The following is a 17,436-nucleotide window of genomic DNA, read 5'->3' as shown; positions in this document are numbered from 1 at the left end:
GGGGAATTCGTGGGCTGCCTCCCCCCGAAATCCCGTCCTTGCGGGAGAATCCGGGGAACGCGAGGGTATCTGGCGAGATGTTTTCCCACATGCGACGACTCGCGCTTTTCCTCATTCCCTTCTTTCTTCCCGCCGCTTCCCTGACTGCGGCGGAGAAACCCAATGTCCTGCTGGTCTTCATCGATGACATGGGATGGGGCGACTTCTCCTGTTTCGGCAACACGGCCGTGGAGACCCAACACATTGACCGGCTCGCGAAGGAGGGACTCCGGTTCGAGCAGTTCTACGTCAACTCGCCCATCTGCTCGCCATCGCGCACCGCCATCTCCACCGGCCAGTACCCGCAACGCTGGCGGATCGGATCGTTCCTCGCCCATCGTCAGGCGAATGCCGGGCGGGGCATCGCCGACTGGCTCGATCCGAAAGCTCCGATGCTCGCCCGCTCGCTGAAGCAAGGCGGCTACCGGACCGGCCACTTCGGCAAGTGGCACATGGGAGGACAGCGCGACGTCGCCGACGCACCGCTGATCACCGCCTACGGATTCGACAAGTCGCTGACCAACTTCGAGGGCCTCGGCCCGCGCGTGCTACCGCTGTGCGACGCCTACGACGGCAAGCCGCCGAAAAGGCACGATCTCGGATCGGCCAGCCTTGGACACGGACCGATCGTTTGGGAAGACCGCTCGCTGGTGACCAAGTCCTTCGCCAATGCCGCGCTGGCGTTCATCCGTCAGGCGGAAAGCGCGGACGAGCCGTTTTACGTCAACCTCTGGCCCGACGACGTCCACTCGCCATTCTATCCGCCGAAGGCGCGCCGGGGCGACGGAAAGCGGGCGCTCTATCATGGCGTGCTCGACACCATGGACGAGCAACTCTCACCGGTCTTCGATCACATCCGCAACAGCGAGAAGCTTCGCGACAACACGCTGGTCATCGTCTGCTCCGACAACGGCCCCGAGCCCGGAGCCGGTTCGTCGGGTCCGTTCACCGGAGCAAAGACCGAGCTCTACGAGGGAGGCATCCGATCGTCGCTGGTTGTCTGGGGACCGGGCTTCGTTCCCGACGACAAGCGTGGCACCACCAACACCCGTTCCGTTTTCTCCGCCATCGATCTGGTTCCGTCACTGCTCGAACTCACGGGAAGCGAATCCCCCGACGGGGTCGAGTTCGACGGTGAAGCACTTCCCGACACGCTCGTCGGAAAGTCGGAAGCCTCGCGGTCCGCGCCGATATTCTTCCGTCGCCCGCCGGACCGCCCGGTCCGCATGCCCGGAGGAAAACGCGACCTCCCCGACCTCGCGATCCGCGACGGCGACTGGAAGCTCCTGTGCGAGTACGACGGCAGCAAACCGGAACTCTATCACCTCGGCAGAGACCGGGCGGAGAAGAAGAACGTCGCCGACAAACATCCGAAGGAAGTCGAGCGGCTGAAGAAGCTGTTGCTCGAATGGCACCGGTCGATGCCCGCCGACAACGGCGAGAAGTTTGAGAAAAAGGGCTCCAAACGCTGATTTTTCAATCGCCGGTGGCAGATTGGCAGGGGCTGCGCTTAGGTCAGGCCGTTCATGCGGAAACGAGAGCCCACCCTGTTTCACCCACTCGCCAACTGCCACTGGAGGGTTTTCCTCCGACTCTACCGTCGGCACTGGCCCTACTCGTTCCGCTCCATCCCTACCCAGATGCTGACCTGGGCGGGCGTGCTCGCGCAAATTCCGGGCAACGCGCTCGAGCGGAGAATCTACGCGGACCCGATCCGCGAACATGAATTCCCGGAACCGCCGACCTTCATCGTCGGTCACTGGCGCAGCGGCACGACCTTCCTCCACAACGTCCTTTCCCGCTCGGGACGTTTCGCCTTCATCAACCTCGCCCAGACGGTCCGTCCGCTCGGCGCGATGCGCTTCGCCGGTGCCTTCGAAAAGCTGCTCGGACGCATCGCACCCGAGGAACGGATGGCGGACAGCGTCCAGCTCGCGCCCAAGGAACCACAGGAAGAGGAACTCGCTCTCGCCCTGATGGGATCCGTCAGCGCCTTCCACAGTCCGTTCTTCCCCCGCGATGCCGAGCGGAACTCGAACCGGGCCCTGTTCTTCGACGATTTGGAACCGGGTGAACTGGAAACTTTCCGGGCGAACTACGATCTGCTCGCCCGCAAGGTCAGTCTGATCGACGGCGGCAAGCGGCCGCTGCTTTTCAAGAACCCCTCCAACACGGCGAGGCTCGACTTTCTCCGCGAGACGTTCCCCGGAGCACGCTTCATCCACATCGTGCGCCACCCGGCGGATGTGGCCCGCTCGAGCGTGCGCATGGCGGAGGCTCTCACCCGGCATCTCTCGCTGCAGCCCCTGCGCGAGACGCCGGTCATGGAGCGCATCCTCATGAACTATGCGCGCATCATACCTCTCCACCTCGAACAACGGGAGCGCATCGAACCCGGCCACTACACCGAAGTGCGCTACGAGGACTTCCGCGAGGATCCGATGAAGGGAGTGGAGGACATCTACCGCAATTTCGGCTGGGAACTGGATGATGATTCGAGGGACTCGATCCGGACCTACCTCGATTCCATTGCCGGTTTCCGACCGAACCAGCGGCCGAAAGATCCCGATCTGGCCGCGATGATCGCGGACCGGCTGGCCTTCGCCTACGACCAGTGGGGATACGATCCATGACCCGCCATCGACAGCCCCCGCCCCGCCCGCTAGCCTCGCGGCCGTGAACCCCACTGACCTCACCCTGCTCGGACACTCCGAGAACCGGCTGCCCGCGTCGCCCGACGAGGCCCAGCTCGAGACCTTCGACAACTGCCGGCCCGGCCGGCGCTTCTGGATCACGCTCGACTGCCCGGAGTTCTCCTCGCTGTGTCCGGTCACAGGCCAGCCCGACACCGCGCACATCGTGATCCGCTACATCCCGGCCGAGCGCTGCGTCGAAACGAAGTCGCTCAAATTCTACCTCGCCTCCTTCCGCAACACGCCGGCATTCAACGAGGTCGTGGTGAACCGGATCCTCGATGACCTCGTAGAGGCGCTCGACCCGACCGAACTGACTGTCAGCGGCAAGTTCGGCGCCCGCGGCGGCATCCAACTCACCTGCGAAGCGAAACATCCGGAGGGGTGAAAGGTCCAAACTCGAAACTTCAACTTTCAAACTTCGAGTTTCAGTTTTCCACGAAGGATGAAGACAGTGGTATTGCTCAGCGGCGGGATGGACTCGGTGACCGCCTTCCACGAAGTACGACGTGACCATGAGGTCGTCGCGGCTCTCTCGTTCGACTACGGCTCGAAGCACAACGCCAGGGAAATCCCGTTTGCCAAACTCCACGCCGAACGGGCCGGGGTCGCGCATCATGTGATCCCTCTCGGATTCATCGACGAGCACTTCAGCTCGGATCTTTTGCAGAGCGGAGGTGACATTCCGGACGGCCACTACGCCGAGGAGAACATGAAGCGGACCGTGGTCCCCTTCCGCAACGGCATCATGCTGGCGATCGCCTGCGGTTTCGCGGAGAGCGTCGGCGCCGCGGGCCTTGCGATCGCCGCTCACTCCGGTGACCACGCGATCTATCCGGACTGCCGCGAACCGTTCATGGAGTCCATGGCGGCCGCGATGACGCACGGGACCTACGAACAGGTGGAACTGCTGCGGCCGTTCATCGCGATGGACAAGACCGCGATCGCCCGTCGCGGCGCGGAGCTCGGCATCGACTTCCGCGAAACCTGGTCGTGCTACAAAGGCGGCGACGTCCACTGCGGCACCTGCGGGACCTGCGTCGAACGCCGCGAGGCGTTTCAACTCGCCGGCCTCGAAGACCCGACCGACTACCTCGCCACCCCGCCGATCCCCGAGCTCCCCTAGCGCCGCAGGCGGACCGCGCGGCTCCGACCGCGCCCCGGAACCCGAGTCTTGCGAATCACCCCAACGGGCCGCCCCAGCCTTGGTGATCAGTAGTCGGTAGCCAGTGGTCAGTTCCTCAACCAAGGAATGCCGCCGCCTACCTGGTGCTGCAGGCGGACCGCGCGGCTCCGACCGCGCCCCGGAACCCCGGTCCAAAGAAGCGCGGTCGGAGCCGCGCGGTCCATCTTACCGACTTCCCGCCTCCCAGGCCGAACCCCACCTCCAATCCTCGGGGCGATCGCAGAGCCCTGCCTTCACCGGATTCATTCGGACGTAGTGGACCGCCCTCGCCAGATGCGCCTCGTCACGGATCAGGCGGTCATGGTAATCGGGCGCCCATAGCTGGCCTGCGCGGTTCAGAAGTTCATGGATCCGATTTGCCGTAAACCGCTTCCACGACCCGATCGTTCCACCCAATGAATGCCCTTCCCCCATGACCAGGAGGACATGGACGTGGTTGGGCATCACGCACCATTCGATCAAGTGGTATCGTTCTCCGTCAAAGAATCGGAGCGCATCCGCGACAACGGCCGCACACCGCCCGTCCCGCAGCACGCATTCCCCGTGGCACGCATCCTCCCAGCCGGCGACTCTCCTCTCGAGCTCACGGGCATGTTCTTCGTCCGGAAGGCCTGCCAGTTCGCTTCGCCAACCTTCGACAACGTGGACCGGCAACGAATCCGCCAAGCGGAACGTCACGCCCTGCGCACGGCCCGGCACATCAAGATGCGGAAGATAACCGCGGCGGTTCCAGCCTTGCCGCTTCTCCGGGTCGGTCATCGGATCTCATGCCGTTCGAACGCGGGGGCTCCGGGGCGCGGTCGGAGCCGCGCGGTCCGCTGACGCCATCGGCGGACTTACGCCGAGTAGTAGCGCTTCGGCCCCTCGCTCGGGGGCGGGATGTGGAGCAGTTGCTCGAAGTCGCCCTCTTCGCAGCAGCGGACGAAGCCCTCGGCGTAGCTCTTGAGCTTGTCCCAGCACTCGCGAATCTCCTTGGCCTCCTGCGCGTTGATCGAATGGTCGAGCGCGGCTGTTGAGATCCGCTGCAGCAGGCCCGAGAACTGACCGACGATCTCGTTGGTTGCCGGCAGCACCTCGTAGCCCTGCTCACAGGAACTCTCGGGATTCCTCACGAAGTAGCCACCGCTCTGCTGGCACAGCCACTCGACGATCTTGCAGTCGCCGCTGAGCTCGACGATCTTCATCAACCGGTCGAGCGGATTGCGGCTTCCCGAGCCATCCTCGGACTGCTTTTCCGCCCACTTGTAAACCAGTGACAACGAGACACCGAGATCGGCCGCAACGGCCTTCGGGCTGGTTTTCGAAAATGCCTGACGCAGCACCTCGTGACTTTCCATGCCGCGGACGCTAGCAGCCCGTTTCACCCTCCGGAAGAGCGAAAAATCACCCGCCTTCGCAGCCTACGCCCGGGCCTCGATCGGCTCCCCGGCCGCCGTCGCGAGTGACGACTCGGCGATACCCTCGACCTCGGCCACGCTCTCGACCTTGCAAAGCCGTTGGCGCAGTTCCTTGGCGCCCGGAAAGCCTTTGCAATAGGCCATCAGTCGGGCCCGCATCGCCATGATCGCATGGCGTTCGGTGCCGTAGCGGCGGCTCTCCGCCGCCATCCGGCAATGGCGGATCACCAGCTTCCAGCGTTCCTCAAGCGGCACCGGAGCCATCTGCTCGCCGGTCGCGAGGTAATGCTTCGCCTGACGGAACACCCATGGATTCTGCATCGCGGCCCGACCGATCATCACCCCGCTCACGGCCGTCTCGGTGCGGCGCTTCTCGACGTCCTCACCGGTCGCGATGTCGCCATTTCCGACCACCGGCACGCTGACCGCCCGCGCGCAAGCATCGATCACCTCCCAGTTTGCCTCACCACCGTATCCTTGGGATCGCGTACGACCGTGGATCGAAATCGCCTGCATGCCCGCGCCTTCGAGAATCTTGCAGACCTCGACCGCGTTGACCGACTGCTCGTCCCAGCCGATCCGGATCTTCGCCGTCACCGGCACGATCCCTTCGCATGCCTTCGCCACACCGGAAGCGACCGATTCCAGCACCGGGCAATCCTTGAGAAGCGAGGATCCGCCGTTCTTCGACACCACCTTGTTCACCGGACATCCGAAATTGATATCAATGAAGTCGGGGCGCTTCCAATCGACCACCTTACGTGCCGCCTCGCCCATGCGTTCTCCGTCCGCACCGAAAAGCTGAACCCCGACGGGACGCTGCTCGTCGGTGAACTCCGTGTACTTCCGCGTGCGGTCGTCGGCCTGCATGATGCCTTCGGCCGAAACGAACTCGGTGACCATCACGTCGGCGCCGAGTTCCTTGCAGATCTGACGGAACACGACGTCCGTCACCCCCGCCATCGGGGCGAGGTAGAGCGGAAACGCATCGTTCTGGAACCAGTGCAGCACGGGCCGAATCTAGCCCGATGCACCCGATCGTCAAAAGCGTCAATATCGGGCGCCACAAAGGTAGGGCCGAGCGCCCCCGCTCGTCCGTCTGGAGGAGTGTCACATCATGTCCTTCCGCGGCGGACGAGCGGGGCGCTCGTCCCTACCTTCTCACGCTCCGGTAAAACCGCCTCGGCGCCGAAACATCCGCCGCCTCACCCTGCTCCGGTTGCGGAATCACATCCTGCCAATCGAGCAGATCATCACTCACCTGGAGAATCCCGTTGAATTCCAGCGTTCCGTCCGCCGCCAGATCGATCGCCGGCTCCTCGTTCGGCACCATTCTCCGGATCACGCCGTCCTGCTTGTTCGAAAGGAAGATCCGCCCCGGAGTGTTGACGCTGAACCGAATGTCGGTGCGGCTCGCATCCGACAGCCCACGCGAATCCCTCACCGAGTTGATCAGGTCGAGAAACGTCGACCGGCTCCCCGAGGGGCCGTCCTTGAATCGGATCTCATCCAGACCGTCGATTCCGCCGTCCAGCGGGTCGGTGTCGACATTCAGTCGGAACACCCGGCCATTCGGAAAATCCGCCACCATCAGCACACCCTCCAGACCCGTAATGCACGCCCCGCGTGAAACCTCGCCACAGGTGACCGCCTTGCTGCCGGTGGTGATCGCAGGACTCGCGAATCCGGTGCCGTGGAAATAGCCCGCGACCGGATCGACAAACGCCACGTTGCCGCTGTCGCCGTCCCCCGGATTCCACCCCTTCCACCCGAAGTTGCTTCCATCCGCCATCTGGTTGATTTCCTCAAACAGATTCTGCCCGATGTCCGCGATGAAGGCCTCACCGGTCACCAGATCCCACCCGAATCGCTGGGGATTGCGCAGCCCGACACAATAGTTCTCCGCGAGCGTCCCCGCACTCATGTCGGTGGCAAACGCATTGGCGGGAATGCCGTAAGCGCCATTGGCACTGTCATTGCCGAGCGGGTCGATGCGCAGGATCGCACCGAAGGGATTGCTCAAAGTCTGACCGTTATTCTGGGGATCGTTTCCCGACCCACCGTCACCGATCGAAATACGGAGCATCCCGTAATCGGAATCGCCCGGGGTAACCGTCGGGTTGAAGGCGATCAGTCCGGCGTTGTGGTTCCCGTAGGGCTGGTCGAGCCGCATCACCTCGCGAAACGGCGTCGAAGGATTCGCCGGCGTGAAGGTCGTCGCGCCGGGACCCGCCGCCTTCCACTCGAGGAGCAAGGTGTGAAACCCAGCCGAGCCGGAAGTGTCGAAGTCGGGCGTGGGCGTCGTGTTACTGCAACTGTGGATCGTGTAGAAGCAGCCGTAGCCGTCAGCTTCGGATTCATAGAAGTCGGGATGGAAGGCGAAAGCTTGGAATCCTGCCTCGAAGGTGGAGGTCACCGGAATCGTCGGGTAGTCGCGCAGATCGAGAAACTCGGTCACCACCCCGCTGCTCTCGTCGATGTGATAGAGCGGCCCACGCTGATCGTTCGCAAACAGCTCCCCCATCGGATCCTGCGTCACGACACTGATGCGCGGCGGAGCGGAATTCCCCGAAGCCGAATCGGGAACGGTCGCCACCTCGACCAACTCGAAGGTCAGCCCGCTGTCCGGAATGCTCTGGGCCGAAACAACGGCCGCCATCCCGATTCCCAGCAAGCAAAGTTTACCACGCATCCTCCCAACCAAGCGAGCCCCGCCCGAATCTCAAGCAACGTTTTCGCCGAATGGACCGCGGACTTCAGTCCGCCCCGGAGCCCGAGACTCTGCCAACGATTCGCCGATTGCGCCACGCCGTTCGTGTCCTGCCGGTAGACCCCGTAAACGGGGAACTACAAACCCCGGTGGCGCGCCTGTGGGGTTCGTAGTCCCTCCTTCAGGAGGTCCATCAGTCCGTTCACCACCAAACATCACGGGCCCTCTCGGAAACGATCGAAACCATGACCTCCGGGAGGCAGCCGAGCCCGCGCCCCCCCAGCTCACCCCATGCGCGGCAGCGCCGCGCGGACCTTCACGCATCCTCAAAACTACGGATCATCCGCCGCCTGATCCAGCGCCTGCGGATCTCCATCAGCCCCGCCCAGAACAACAGGTGCCCCATCGTAAGCATCCAGTATGGAATCACGACGTGGGTGTCCGTTCCGATTCCTCGCCCTTCGTCACCTACACTTTCAAAGGACGGAGACGGGAACCATGTTGGGCTCGGCCTGTAGGGACTGTTGCCGTCCGGATAAATTCCCACCACTGGGGGTTTGATCGAAGAAACCGCAGCTGGCCCGTCTTCCACCACGCTGAGCGAAACGGCCCCTTCGCCGTGCAAGAGGTGGATCAGCGGCTTCCGGTAGTAGATGACGGATCGAAAGTGGCGATTCGAATCGCACCAGGCCCAGGCGAGAAAAACCAAGCCCGGCACCCCGGACCAAAACACGATCGATTTCCACCACGGCCGGGGATTCACACGCAGAGAATCCCAAACCCGCTGACGATTGCCAGCCCCACCCATTGGAACTTGGAACTTTCCCCATGGAACTTCAGGCTCCGCCGCATGAAGCGCCTTGCCCTCCACTGGCAGATCCTCGCGGCCCTCGTGCTCGCCACGCTTACCGGCGTGATGTTCCGCTACCTCGTGGGCCCGGAACTCGGCGAGGAAGGCTTCGCCGCACGCGCGATCGAGACCTCGAAGTTCATCGGCGACCTCTTCATGCAGGGCCTCAAGATGATCATCGTGCCGCTCATCGTGACCTCGGTGATCAGCGGCATCGCCAGCCTGCAGGGCGTGAAGGGCTTCGGTCGGCTCGGCGGAAAGACCTTCGCTTTCTACGCCTGCAGTTCTCTGGTGGCGGTGGTCACCGGCCTGCTGCTCGTCAACCTGATCCAGCCCGGCATGGTCGACGGCCAACCGAACGAGGTGATCCGCGCCGCCTTCGATGAGAAAGCCGCCGAAGCCAGCGACGCCGACCGTGAGAAGGTTGCCGCGGCCAACGAGAAAGAACCGAAGGACTTCCTCGACACGATCAAGATGATGGTCCCGCCGAATGTCTTCAAGGCCGCCACCGACAACGGCCAGATGCTCGGCGTGATCGTCTTCTCGCTGCTCTTCGCGATCGCGATCACGCGGCTTCCGGCCGACGAAATGAAGACCCTCCGCGAGTTCTTCCAGGCCGGCAACGACGTGATGATCACGGTCACGCGATGGATCATGGCGGTTTCGCCGATCGGGGTCTACGCGCTGATGTTTCCCGTCATCTACGAGAACGGTCCGCAGATCTTCGTCGAGATGGGCAGCTACTTCGGCACCGTGATCGCCGCACTGGCTTTCCACTTCTGCATCACGCTGCCGCTGGTGCTGAAGTTCGTCGCCAAGGTCAATCCGCTCGACCACCTGCGGGCGATGCGCGACGCCCTGCTGCTCGCATTCTCCACCGCCTCGTCGTCCGGCACCCTGCCGGTCACCATGCGCTGCATCCAGGACAACGCAGGCGTCTCGAAGCGCACCGCCTCGTTCACGCTGCCGCTCGGCGCGACGGTCAATATGGACGGCACCGCGCTCTACGAATGCGTCGCGGTGGTCTTCGTCGCGCAGGTCATGGGCGTGCACATGGGCTTCGGCGAACAGTTCGTCGTCGTCACCGCCGCGCTGCTGACCAGCATCGGCGTCGCCGGCGTGCCGTCGGCCAGCCTGGTCGCGATCCTGCTCATCCTGAAAAACAGCAACGTCCCGAACGCCGAAATCGCGGTCGTCGCCCTGCTTTCGGTCGACCGCATCCTCGACATGCTCCGCACGGCGGTGAATGTGTTCGGCGACTCCTGCGCCGCCGTGACGATCGCCAAGTCCGAGGGCGAGGAACTCTTCGGAGAGAGCGCCGCGTAGCGGTTGTCACTGCGGACGACCCGGGATTCCCAGCTCGTCGGTGACCTTGCGGATGTGCGGCGGGATCTCGGCGCTCACCCAGCTGCGACCGGCGGGTCCGTCGGGTTGCTGGCGCTCGGTGATGCGGTAGACCCAGCGACCGTCGGATTGCGATTCGACCCGGATCGAGTAAGCGGCCGACCGGCGGCTCCCCCACCCTCCGAAGGCGTCGTCGGCTCTCGTCAGCTTGAGGAACGCGTTTCCTCGTGACTCACCGAGCACTTCGACAACCCGCGCGGCGAACGACTCCCCCTGCGATGACCCGTCAAAGGGCTCCGAACCGATCCAGAGTTCCTCCTCACCCTCGACGAACGACAAAGATTCCTTCTGCTTGGCCAGCATCCGGTCGCGCACCGAAGCCCATTCCTTTTCCAGCTCGCTACGCTCATCAGGAGAAACCGCCAAGGCCGCCGCGACCGTGTCGCCATCCGAGAAGAGCAACTCGCGGTGATCGAGTGCGGGCTGGGTGGCTGAAGCCAACCGAACCAGGACTTCGGGATCGACTTCGACGGCCACCCCAAGCTTTTCGACGACGGACTCGGCCTCCCCGTCCCGAACCTTGTGCTTCGGTGCGGATGTTCCCGCACCCACCTCGTGATTTGAGACCGTCGCCTCAACTGGCAAGGTGGCCCCATCCATGGCCTCGGAGCCGGTCGGCCCGCGATCGCGCCAAGCGCCGATCGCAAAGCCGACCAATCCTCCGACCACCAGAGATATGAGGACCTTCACCATCCGGCAACTCAGGGAAGCACTTCGATTCCGAGCGCATCGACAAACAACGAGTCGAGCGTCCGGTTGCCCTGCGTCTGATCGGTGTCGCGCACCCGGATCGTGACTTGCCCGCTCAGACCTGGCGGAAGGCTGACCAGTTGCGGCGTGTTGTCATCCGCCGTCTTGGTCACCGTCAGAACGTCGGTGAAGTTCACCCCGTCCGTCGAGTAGGCGAAGACAAAGTCGTCGCCCTCCGAATTGGCGCTGTGGTGGGCCTCGACCGACAGATCCACCTGCGAACCGCCGGAACCGAGGTCGAAGGTCCACCGATGCTCGAGATACGAGTAACGTTTGCTCGGCTTGCCATTTGTCTCCGTTTCCTGGAGCTGCTCGTAGCTGTTGTCCGAACTCAGGGTGCTCGAGTACGAACCCGAGACGATGCTTCCCGAGATCATCGTTTCCCCGTTCGCCCCGTAGGTGGTCGGCGTGGGCAGCGCATCGACCGTGACCTGCAAGGTCGCCGTGTCGGTCAGGCTGCCGTCGCTCACCTGCACCGTCCATTGGTTCGTTCCGACATCACCACTTCCCGGCGTGCCGCTCAGCGAGCCGTTGGCAGCCACCGAAAGCCATGCCGGACCACTGAGCTTCGAGAAGGTCAGGGTGTCGCCGACATCCGGATCGCTCGCGTCGCCGGCGATGCTCCCCGCATACGCGGTGCCCTCGGTGGCGTTGGCCTTGACCAGCAGCGATGACGCGAATTGCGGCGCCTGGTTCGGCGGCGGATCAACCGTGACCTGCAAGGTCGCGGTGTCGGTTAGAACCCCGTCGCTGACCTCGACCATCCACTCGTTGAGTCCGACGTCGCCCGCGCCGGGAGTTCCGGAAAGCGATCCGTCCGAGCCGACGGACAGCCAAGCGGGGCCGCTGAGACTTTGGAAGACCAGCGTATCTCCAACATCCGGATCGCTCGCGTCGCCCGCGATGCTGCCGGTGTAAACTACCCCACTCGTCCCATCCGCCTTTACCAACGTCGAGGAGGAGAACTGAGGCGCTTGATTGCTGAACGACTGGATTTCACCCAAGGCAAGCGTCCGCGAGTAAACGCGCACGTCGTCGATCGAGCCGGCGAAGCGCTTGTTCGAGTCGCGGTGGTCATACCCGATGCTCACTGCAAGCGGCTGCAACGACTGAATGGTGCCACTTCCCTGGGCTGCCTCGACGCCATCGATGTAGATGAATCCATCAGCACCGCTGCGCACCGCGGTCAAGTGGTGCCATTGGTCGTCATTCACGGTCGCGGTGGTCGTCAGGTTGAACTGATAGCCGCTGTTGTAGACGAAGAACGTCACGGTGCCGGCGTCATTCACATTCAGCATGTATTCGCCGAGGTATCCGGCGCCGCCCGGCTCCCGCTGCTGGATGACCGTTCCGATCCCCGCCGCCGCATCGATCTTGACCCACGCGCAGAGCGTGAAGTCGGTCGTGCCGGTAAGCGCGGCCGACGAACCGGCAAGCACTCCGTCGTCGACGCCGTCGAAGGTCAGCGCGTTGCCGTCGATGCCGGTTCCAAACACCGCACCGGTCACCGCACCGTCATTGCCTGCCACTTCATCCGCGGCCACCAAGCCGCCGGTCTGATCGAGACGCCACCACGAGTGCAGCCCGGCAAATAGGCCTTGCGGGGTATCGCCGCCGTCGGCCGGATCCGATCCGGCATAAACCTCGAAGCCGTCCTGATAGCCGTCGGAGTCGCTGTCGACATCGTTCGGGTCGGTGCCGTTGGCCAGCTCGCCCGAGTTGTCGAGACCGTCGCCATCGGGATCGCCGGCACCGTCCTGTGCGGCGATGCTGCCAAAGTTGGCGACCTCCCACGCGTCGTTCAGGCCGTCGCTATCGGAGTCGGGGTTCGAATCATTAACCGTCACGGTGAACGACGACGTCACCAAGCTTCCCAGACGGTCGATCGCCCGCAAGGTAACGAGAGCCGAACCGGTTTCGAGCGACGGATAACTCAGGGTCAGCGTCGACCCGACGAGCGAGGCATCGACGAGTGCGGGATCGCTGTTGGCATGGACCGCCAGGGTCAGGAAGTCCCCCGGATCGGAATCGCCGAACACTCCGGACACATCGATCACGGTCGGCGCCGAACCTTCATCCACGGCAACGTCCGATGGCGCGGCCAACACCGTCGGAGCCGTGTCGCCCAAGGTGTGGATCGAGGGCGTCGCGAGAACGGTCCGGGAGAAGCCCGGGCCTTGCCACGCCACCGCGACATGGTCGCCACCGCCGCCCTCCTTGTGGAGGACTTCGATGTAGTAGGCGCGGTCGGCCTCGAGCGCGAGCGTCGGGGACTGCTGGGACGAGTTGGAATCCCATGCCTGATAGCCGGTCCAGCCGCTGACCGACGCCACCAGAGTGGCGGCCCCGGATGAGTGATCGGTGCTGATCCGCAGTTCGCTGGCGTCGTCGCTGGCGATCCAAAAGGTGTAGTCGCCGGTCGTCGGCGGCACCACCACGCCGTAAATACGGTGACCGTAGGAGTCCCCGACACCGCTACCGGAATCGAGGGACGACCAGACCGTCGTCGTGCTCGGATTGTCCGGATAGTCCGGACTCGAGGTCAGGTTGGAAATCGATCCGCCGGAAATCCCGTTGAAGCGGTCTGCGGTGATCCCCGACTGGCTGACCGCCGATGCGATCACGTTCACGGTCACCGGAGCCTCGGTGCCATCAATCGTGTAGGTGAATCCGTCCAGGCCGGTGAATCCGGGATCGGGCGTGTAGATCAGGCTGCCGTCGGCATGGACTGCCACCGATCCGCTGGACGGCTGACTCACCTGGATCGTCGGCGATCCGTCCACGACATCGTTGCCGAGCACGTCGATCAGCGTCTGGCCGTCCTGAAGCGCGGTCGCCACGTCCGGGCTCAGCACGGCACCGTCGCCGGTATACGAGGCCAGCAAATAGCTGAACGACTGGCTACCCGTTCCCTGCTCGGCATCACCCAGCGTGTCCTCGGTCAGAAAGCAGCCGCAGTTGTCGTGACCCGCCGTGATCAACTGGTGGGCCAGCGATCCGTCGTCTCCCGGACCGGTCGCGACCTGGGCGGAAGTGATGAACGGGAAACCCGGAAAGGTTCCGACCGCCGGCGTCGAACTCGTGTTCTTGAAGCCCGGGAAGGCATCGAAGTTGGAGAGCCCGATCTGAAGCTGGTAATCGCCAACCTGATACGATCCCGACTCGATCACGACATAGCCGATCGTCTCGTCGGCACGGGTCGTGGTCGGATCCTCTCCGACATGTTTGCCGACCGTCACCGAGTTGGCGGAGTTCTGATACCAGAAAGCGGACCAGTTGTTGTCGTTCGCCGACATCACCTGGCCGAACACCGTCGGGATAAAGTAGTGATCGTAGCCGGTGTAGGCGAACGGACGGGTTTCCCCGGTGAAGTTGCCCGCCGTGTCGGTGACCGTGCTGGTAAACCTCACCGCCTCCATCTTGATGCCGTCGGTGGCGGCATCGTAGACACCTTCCTCGACGACCATGAAGCGAACCGCGGTCGGACCTGCGGGAGTCGCGGATCCGTCGACCCGATCCAGCCGAACCTCGAACGAAGTCGCGCCCGCATTTCGAACCCGTGCCACCAACGGCGGCGAACCTGCGGCAACCAAGGGCTGCGCCACCACGACCGGCGAGACGTAGGTCGCAGGCAAGGTCACGGTGGACCATCCGGAGCCGTTGGCCACGCCGTCGAAGGCCGCGAGTTTCGGCCCCGCTCCGGGAGCGAGCACCACGACTTCCACGGTGGTCACGAAGGTATTCCCGGTCGCGTTGCTTACGGTGTAAGTGAAGTCGTCATCACCGGTGAATCCGGGAGCCGGCGTGTAGGTGTAGGTGCCGTCGCCGTTGTCGGTGACGCTACCCGACGAAGGCTGGCCGACCGAATCGAGGTTGAGCGTCCCGTCATAGCTGAAGTCATTGACGCTCGGGTCATTGAAAACGACCGGCGTGTCCTGCGTCACGACCAGCGAGTCCGGCACGCGCTCAACCGGCATCCATGCCGTGAAGGCAGCGAGCTCCGTTTCGGCCGCCGCTGATACCGGGATCTGCCACGCGGCGAAGAAGTCGCTCATATCGAATCCGGTACGATTGCTCAACTCGCGCGCCCACTCGTCGATCTTGTCCTGGCTGGTCGACAGCCCTGAAGCGGCGGTAATGGCCGCCACGCTGTCCTTGATGACCGCAGGACCGAATTCGGCCGACAGCAGGTCGAAGGGCGTGCCTTTCACATCGACCGCATAGTGGTTGAAGTGATTCCACAGGTCGTCGGTTTGAAGAGTCAGGTAGTTGTTGATTCGTCCGACCGTCAGCTCCTGCTTCCAGGCATACTTGCGCGCCGTCTCCTGCATCCACTTGCCGCCCATGTTCGGGCTCGTTTCGCCGAACTCGTAGAAGATGATGTTCCCCGAATCACAGATGTGGCCGTACTCGTGAAGCGTCAGCGCATAGGCCGATGACTGGAGATTGAGCGAGTCCACCAGGTTCGATGTGCGACCGTAGGACTGCGGATAGGTCGAGACCCCGCCCGCCGGGTAGTAGTCGTGGTGCACCGGAAGCTGCCGGCCCGCATCGTAGGCATAGAACTCGCGGACCTTGCCGCAGAAGAAGTCCCACTCGGAAATCACCGCCTCGGGATCATCGAGGGTCCTCAGCCAGAGATCGGCATCGATGATCAGGCTCGCCTCGGGCGAGTCGAGCACCCCGAACGGCGTGCCACGGTCGCGGATGCCAGCGGTCCATTCGGCGTCGGTCGTCGTGCCGAGCATGAAATAGGGAGCCTCGACCGCGCCCGTCACCGTGATGTTCTCGGTGCCGGTCCATGTGACGCTGCCCGGGACGATGATCTGGATCAGCCCGCCGTGCGGGTTCGCGACCTGCACCTGGGCGGCGGCGACGTCGAAGTTGATCATCTGGTCGGGCATGACCGGCATGCTCGATTGCCCATCGCCGTTACGCAGGTGACTGACCCGGACATCGAGATTGATCGATGACAGGGCCGCCGGGAAATCGATGGTCACCAGCTCGCCCGGTGCGGCATAGAACGGCGTGTAGATCGTCTTTTGAGAATGACCGGCAGGCGGTGACGTCACACCGAAGACCGCACCGTTGACCCGCGGAGCACCCGCATCGACCGGCAATGCCGCGCGATGGGCCGTCATCTCGGAGGGATCGAGCTTGGCCAGCAGGCCGCACTCGATTTCAAGCAGCGCCCGCTCGAAGGAGTCCGTGACCGGGTTTGCTTCCGTGGGCGTGATTCCCGCGACGGCTCCGTCGAAAGCAACGGTCAACCGGGCCAAAGTACTATCATCCTCGTGGAGCGCGTCGACCAGACGAAGCATCGTGCCGACCGCGAGGTCCTTTTCGTTCTGGGTATGCGCGCCGGGGTTCTCCAGCACCTCGACGATCGTGTCGATCGGCATCACATCGTCCGCGCGATTGATCGTGAACGGCCCGGAGCCGACGTAGTCATTTCCGACAAAGGTGATGCCGGCATCGCGCAGCGCGATGGTGCCGGGGATGTCCCACTTGTCCTTGCCCCACCACCAGCTGTAACCAGGCGAATAGTCGCAAAGCAGGCCCGCTCCCCCGCCGCGGAGGAAGTCAGCCACCGCCGTCGTCACAGAAGCGCCGGCGCCATTGCCCAGCCATCCCGTGAACAGGTCGGCCGATGCCAGAGCGGTCGGCAGGTTGGCCGTCGAACTGGTCGTGACGTTCGTGTAGCCCTGCCCTGCCAGCCAGGTCGCGGCACTCGAGTTGACCGTAACGATCGCGATGTTCTTGTCGGTCGTTCCCGCCGCCCACGTGATCGCATTCTCGTAGAAGGTGCCCGTGTCGACGGTCGCGCCGTAGTTGTCCATGTTCAGCCACTGGTGATCCGGCAGCACCACCACCCGGCCGGCGCCGAGCGTCGCGGCTGCGACCATCGGCCGCGTCTCATCCTGCCCGGCGTAGTTCGAAATGCTTGCCGCGGTCGGACCCCAGGCACTCATGTGGCCCGGCTGGGTCGGGTTCGCGAGTTCGCCGACCCCCGCGAGCAGCGCGTCGCGCGCCGCCTCGGCATCGAGGCTCGCATTGACCGAAACCCGCACCGAACCGGTGTCGGTCAGCACACCGTCGCTCACGACGTAGGTAAAGCTGTCCAATCCCGTGAAACCGGGGTCGGGCATGTAGGAGTAGGCCCCACCACCCAGCGGCGTCAGGGTGCCGTTGGAGGGAGGAGTCGTGGTCACGACCGACAGCAGATCGCCGTCCGCGTCGGAGTCATTGGCGGTCAGGTAGTCGACCGTCACGGTCGTTCCCTCCTCCACCAGCACCAGGTCATCAAGCGCGACCGGAGCCGCGGCGAAGGCCGGAATCGTCAGCATTCCAGCCATCAGGAACAGCGTGCGGGCACACGCCGGGGGATTTTCAGGCTTTGTCATCGT

12 protein-coding genes are annotated in these 17,436 nt (G+C 63.8%); 5 read left to right on the top strand and 7 right to left on the bottom strand.

What is annotated here, in order from left to right; genetic code table 11:
- Positions 1 to 89 precede the first annotated feature (89 nt).
- The 4 genes from HAHE_RS14665 to queC all read left to right on the top strand — a co-directional run bounded on the left by HAHE_RS14665 (position 90) and on the right by queC (position 3,858).
- On the top strand, positions 90 to 1,511 hold the full coding sequence (locus tag HAHE_RS14665) for a sulfatase family protein (RefSeq protein WP_338685453.1): 1,422 nt from the start codon (positions 90 to 92) through the stop codon (positions 1,509 to 1,511).
- A gap of 54 nt (positions 1,512 to 1,565) precedes the next feature.
- A complete protein-coding gene (locus HAHE_RS14660; RefSeq protein ID WP_338685452.1) occupies positions 1,566 to 2,672 on the top strand; it encodes a sulfotransferase in 1,107 nt (368 codons plus the stop codon).
- A gap of 88 nt (positions 2,673 to 2,760) precedes the next feature.
- A complete protein-coding gene (gene queF, locus HAHE_RS14655) occupies positions 2,761 to 3,120 on the top strand; it encodes a preQ(1) synthase (RefSeq protein WP_343218213.1) in 360 nt (119 codons plus the stop codon).
- A gap of 57 nt (positions 3,121 to 3,177) precedes the next feature.
- On the top strand, positions 3,178 to 3,858 hold the full coding sequence (gene queC / locus HAHE_RS14650) for a 7-cyano-7-deazaguanine synthase QueC (RefSeq protein ID WP_338685448.1): 681 nt from the start codon (positions 3,178 to 3,180) through the stop codon (positions 3,856 to 3,858).
- 225 nt (positions 3,859 to 4,083) lie between these two features.
- Here the strand turns inward: queC and HAHE_RS14645 are convergent, their stop codons facing one another.
- The 5 genes from HAHE_RS14645 to HAHE_RS14625 form a co-directional block, all read right to left on the bottom strand.
- Entirely contained in the window at positions 4,084 to 4,677 is a 594-nt protein-coding gene (locus HAHE_RS14645) for an REP-associated tyrosine transposase (RefSeq protein WP_338685447.1), read from the bottom strand.
- A gap of 77 nt (positions 4,678 to 4,754) precedes the next feature.
- A complete protein-coding gene (locus HAHE_RS14640) occupies positions 4,755 to 5,255 on the bottom strand; it encodes a phage regulatory CII family protein (protein ID WP_338685446.1) in 501 nt (166 codons plus the stop codon).
- Positions 5,256 to 5,318: 63 nt separating this feature from the next.
- Entirely contained in the window at positions 5,319 to 6,326 is a 1,008-nt protein-coding gene (gene dusB, locus HAHE_RS14635; RefSeq protein ID WP_338685445.1) for a tRNA dihydrouridine synthase DusB, read from the bottom strand.
- Positions 6,327 to 6,468: 142 nt separating this feature from the next.
- Positions 6,469 to 7,974 carry a PQQ-dependent sugar dehydrogenase gene (locus tag HAHE_RS14630; RefSeq protein ID WP_338685444.1) on the bottom strand — a complete coding sequence of 502 codons (1,506 nt, stop codon included), beginning with the start codon at positions 7,972 to 7,974 and terminating at the stop codon, positions 6,469 to 6,471.
- A 367-nt stretch (positions 7,975 to 8,341) separates the two neighbouring features.
- Positions 8,342 to 8,896, bottom strand: a complete 555-nt coding sequence (locus tag HAHE_RS14625) for a hypothetical protein (protein ID WP_338685443.1) — start codon at positions 8,894 to 8,896, stop codon at positions 8,342 to 8,344.
- Here HAHE_RS14625 and HAHE_RS14620 point away from each other — a divergent pair.
- Positions 8,876 to 10,201, top strand: coding sequence for a dicarboxylate/amino acid:cation symporter (locus tag HAHE_RS14620; RefSeq protein WP_338685442.1), 1,326 nt, complete (start codon positions 8,876 to 8,878; stop codon positions 10,199 to 10,201). The two genes, HAHE_RS14625 and HAHE_RS14620, sit on opposite strands and share 21 nt — an antisense overlap.
- 6 nt (positions 10,202 to 10,207) lie before the next feature.
- Here HAHE_RS14620 and HAHE_RS14615 read toward each other — a convergent pair whose 3' ends face one another.
- The gene (locus HAHE_RS14615) at positions 10,208 to 10,972 is read right to left on the bottom strand and encodes a hypothetical protein (protein WP_338685441.1); all 765 of its coding nucleotides are present in this window, start codon (positions 10,970 to 10,972) and stop codon (positions 10,208 to 10,210) included.
- An 8-nt stretch (positions 10,973 to 10,980) separates the two neighbouring features.
- Entirely contained in the window at positions 10,981 to 17,433 is a 6,453-nt protein-coding gene (locus HAHE_RS14610) for an Ig-like domain-containing protein (RefSeq protein WP_338685439.1), read from the bottom strand.
- Between the last annotated feature and the right edge of the window lie 3 nt (positions 17,434 to 17,436).

It is taken from the genome of Haloferula helveola (assembly GCF_037076345.1).
Classification (GTDB): domain Bacteria; phylum Verrucomicrobiota; class Verrucomicrobiia; order Verrucomicrobiales; family Akkermansiaceae; genus Haloferula; species Haloferula helveola.
Note: the sequence above shows the minus strand (reverse complement) of the source record. Positions and strands in the feature narration are given on the sequence as shown.

Bases quoted from the DNA above. Each gene is read 5' to 3' on its own strand.
- HAHE_RS14660 (WP_338685452.1), top strand. From the start codon at position 1,566: ATGCGGAAACGAGAGCCCACCCTGTTTCACCCACTCGCCAACTGCCAC.
- HAHE_RS14615 (WP_338685441.1), bottom strand. From the start codon at position 10,972: ATGGTGAAGGTCCTCATATCTCTGGTGGTCGGAGGATTGGTCGGCTTT.
- HAHE_RS14620 (WP_338685442.1), top strand. From the start codon at position 8,876: ATGAAGCGCCTTGCCCTCCACTGGCAGATCCTCGCGGCCCTCGTGCTC.
- HAHE_RS14665 (WP_338685453.1), top strand. From the start codon at position 90: ATGCGACGACTCGCGCTTTTCCTCATTCCCTTCTTTCTTCCCGCCGCT.
- queC (WP_338685448.1), top strand. From the start codon at position 3,178: ATGAAGACAGTGGTATTGCTCAGCGGCGGGATGGACTCGGTGACCGCC.
- HAHE_RS14645 (WP_338685447.1), bottom strand. From the start codon at position 4,677: ATGACCGACCCGGAGAAGCGGCAAGGCTGGAACCGCCGCGGTTATCTT.
- HAHE_RS14630 (WP_338685444.1), bottom strand. From the start codon at position 7,974: ATGGCGGCCGTTGTTTCGGCCCAGAGCATTCCGGACAGCGGGCTGACC.
- HAHE_RS14610 (WP_338685439.1), bottom strand. From the start codon at position 17,433: ATGACAAAGCCTGAAAATCCCCCGGCGTGTGCCCGCACGCTGTTCCTG.
- HAHE_RS14640 (WP_338685446.1), bottom strand. From the start codon at position 5,255: ATGGAAAGTCACGAGGTGCTGCGTCAGGCATTTTCGAAAACCAGCCCG.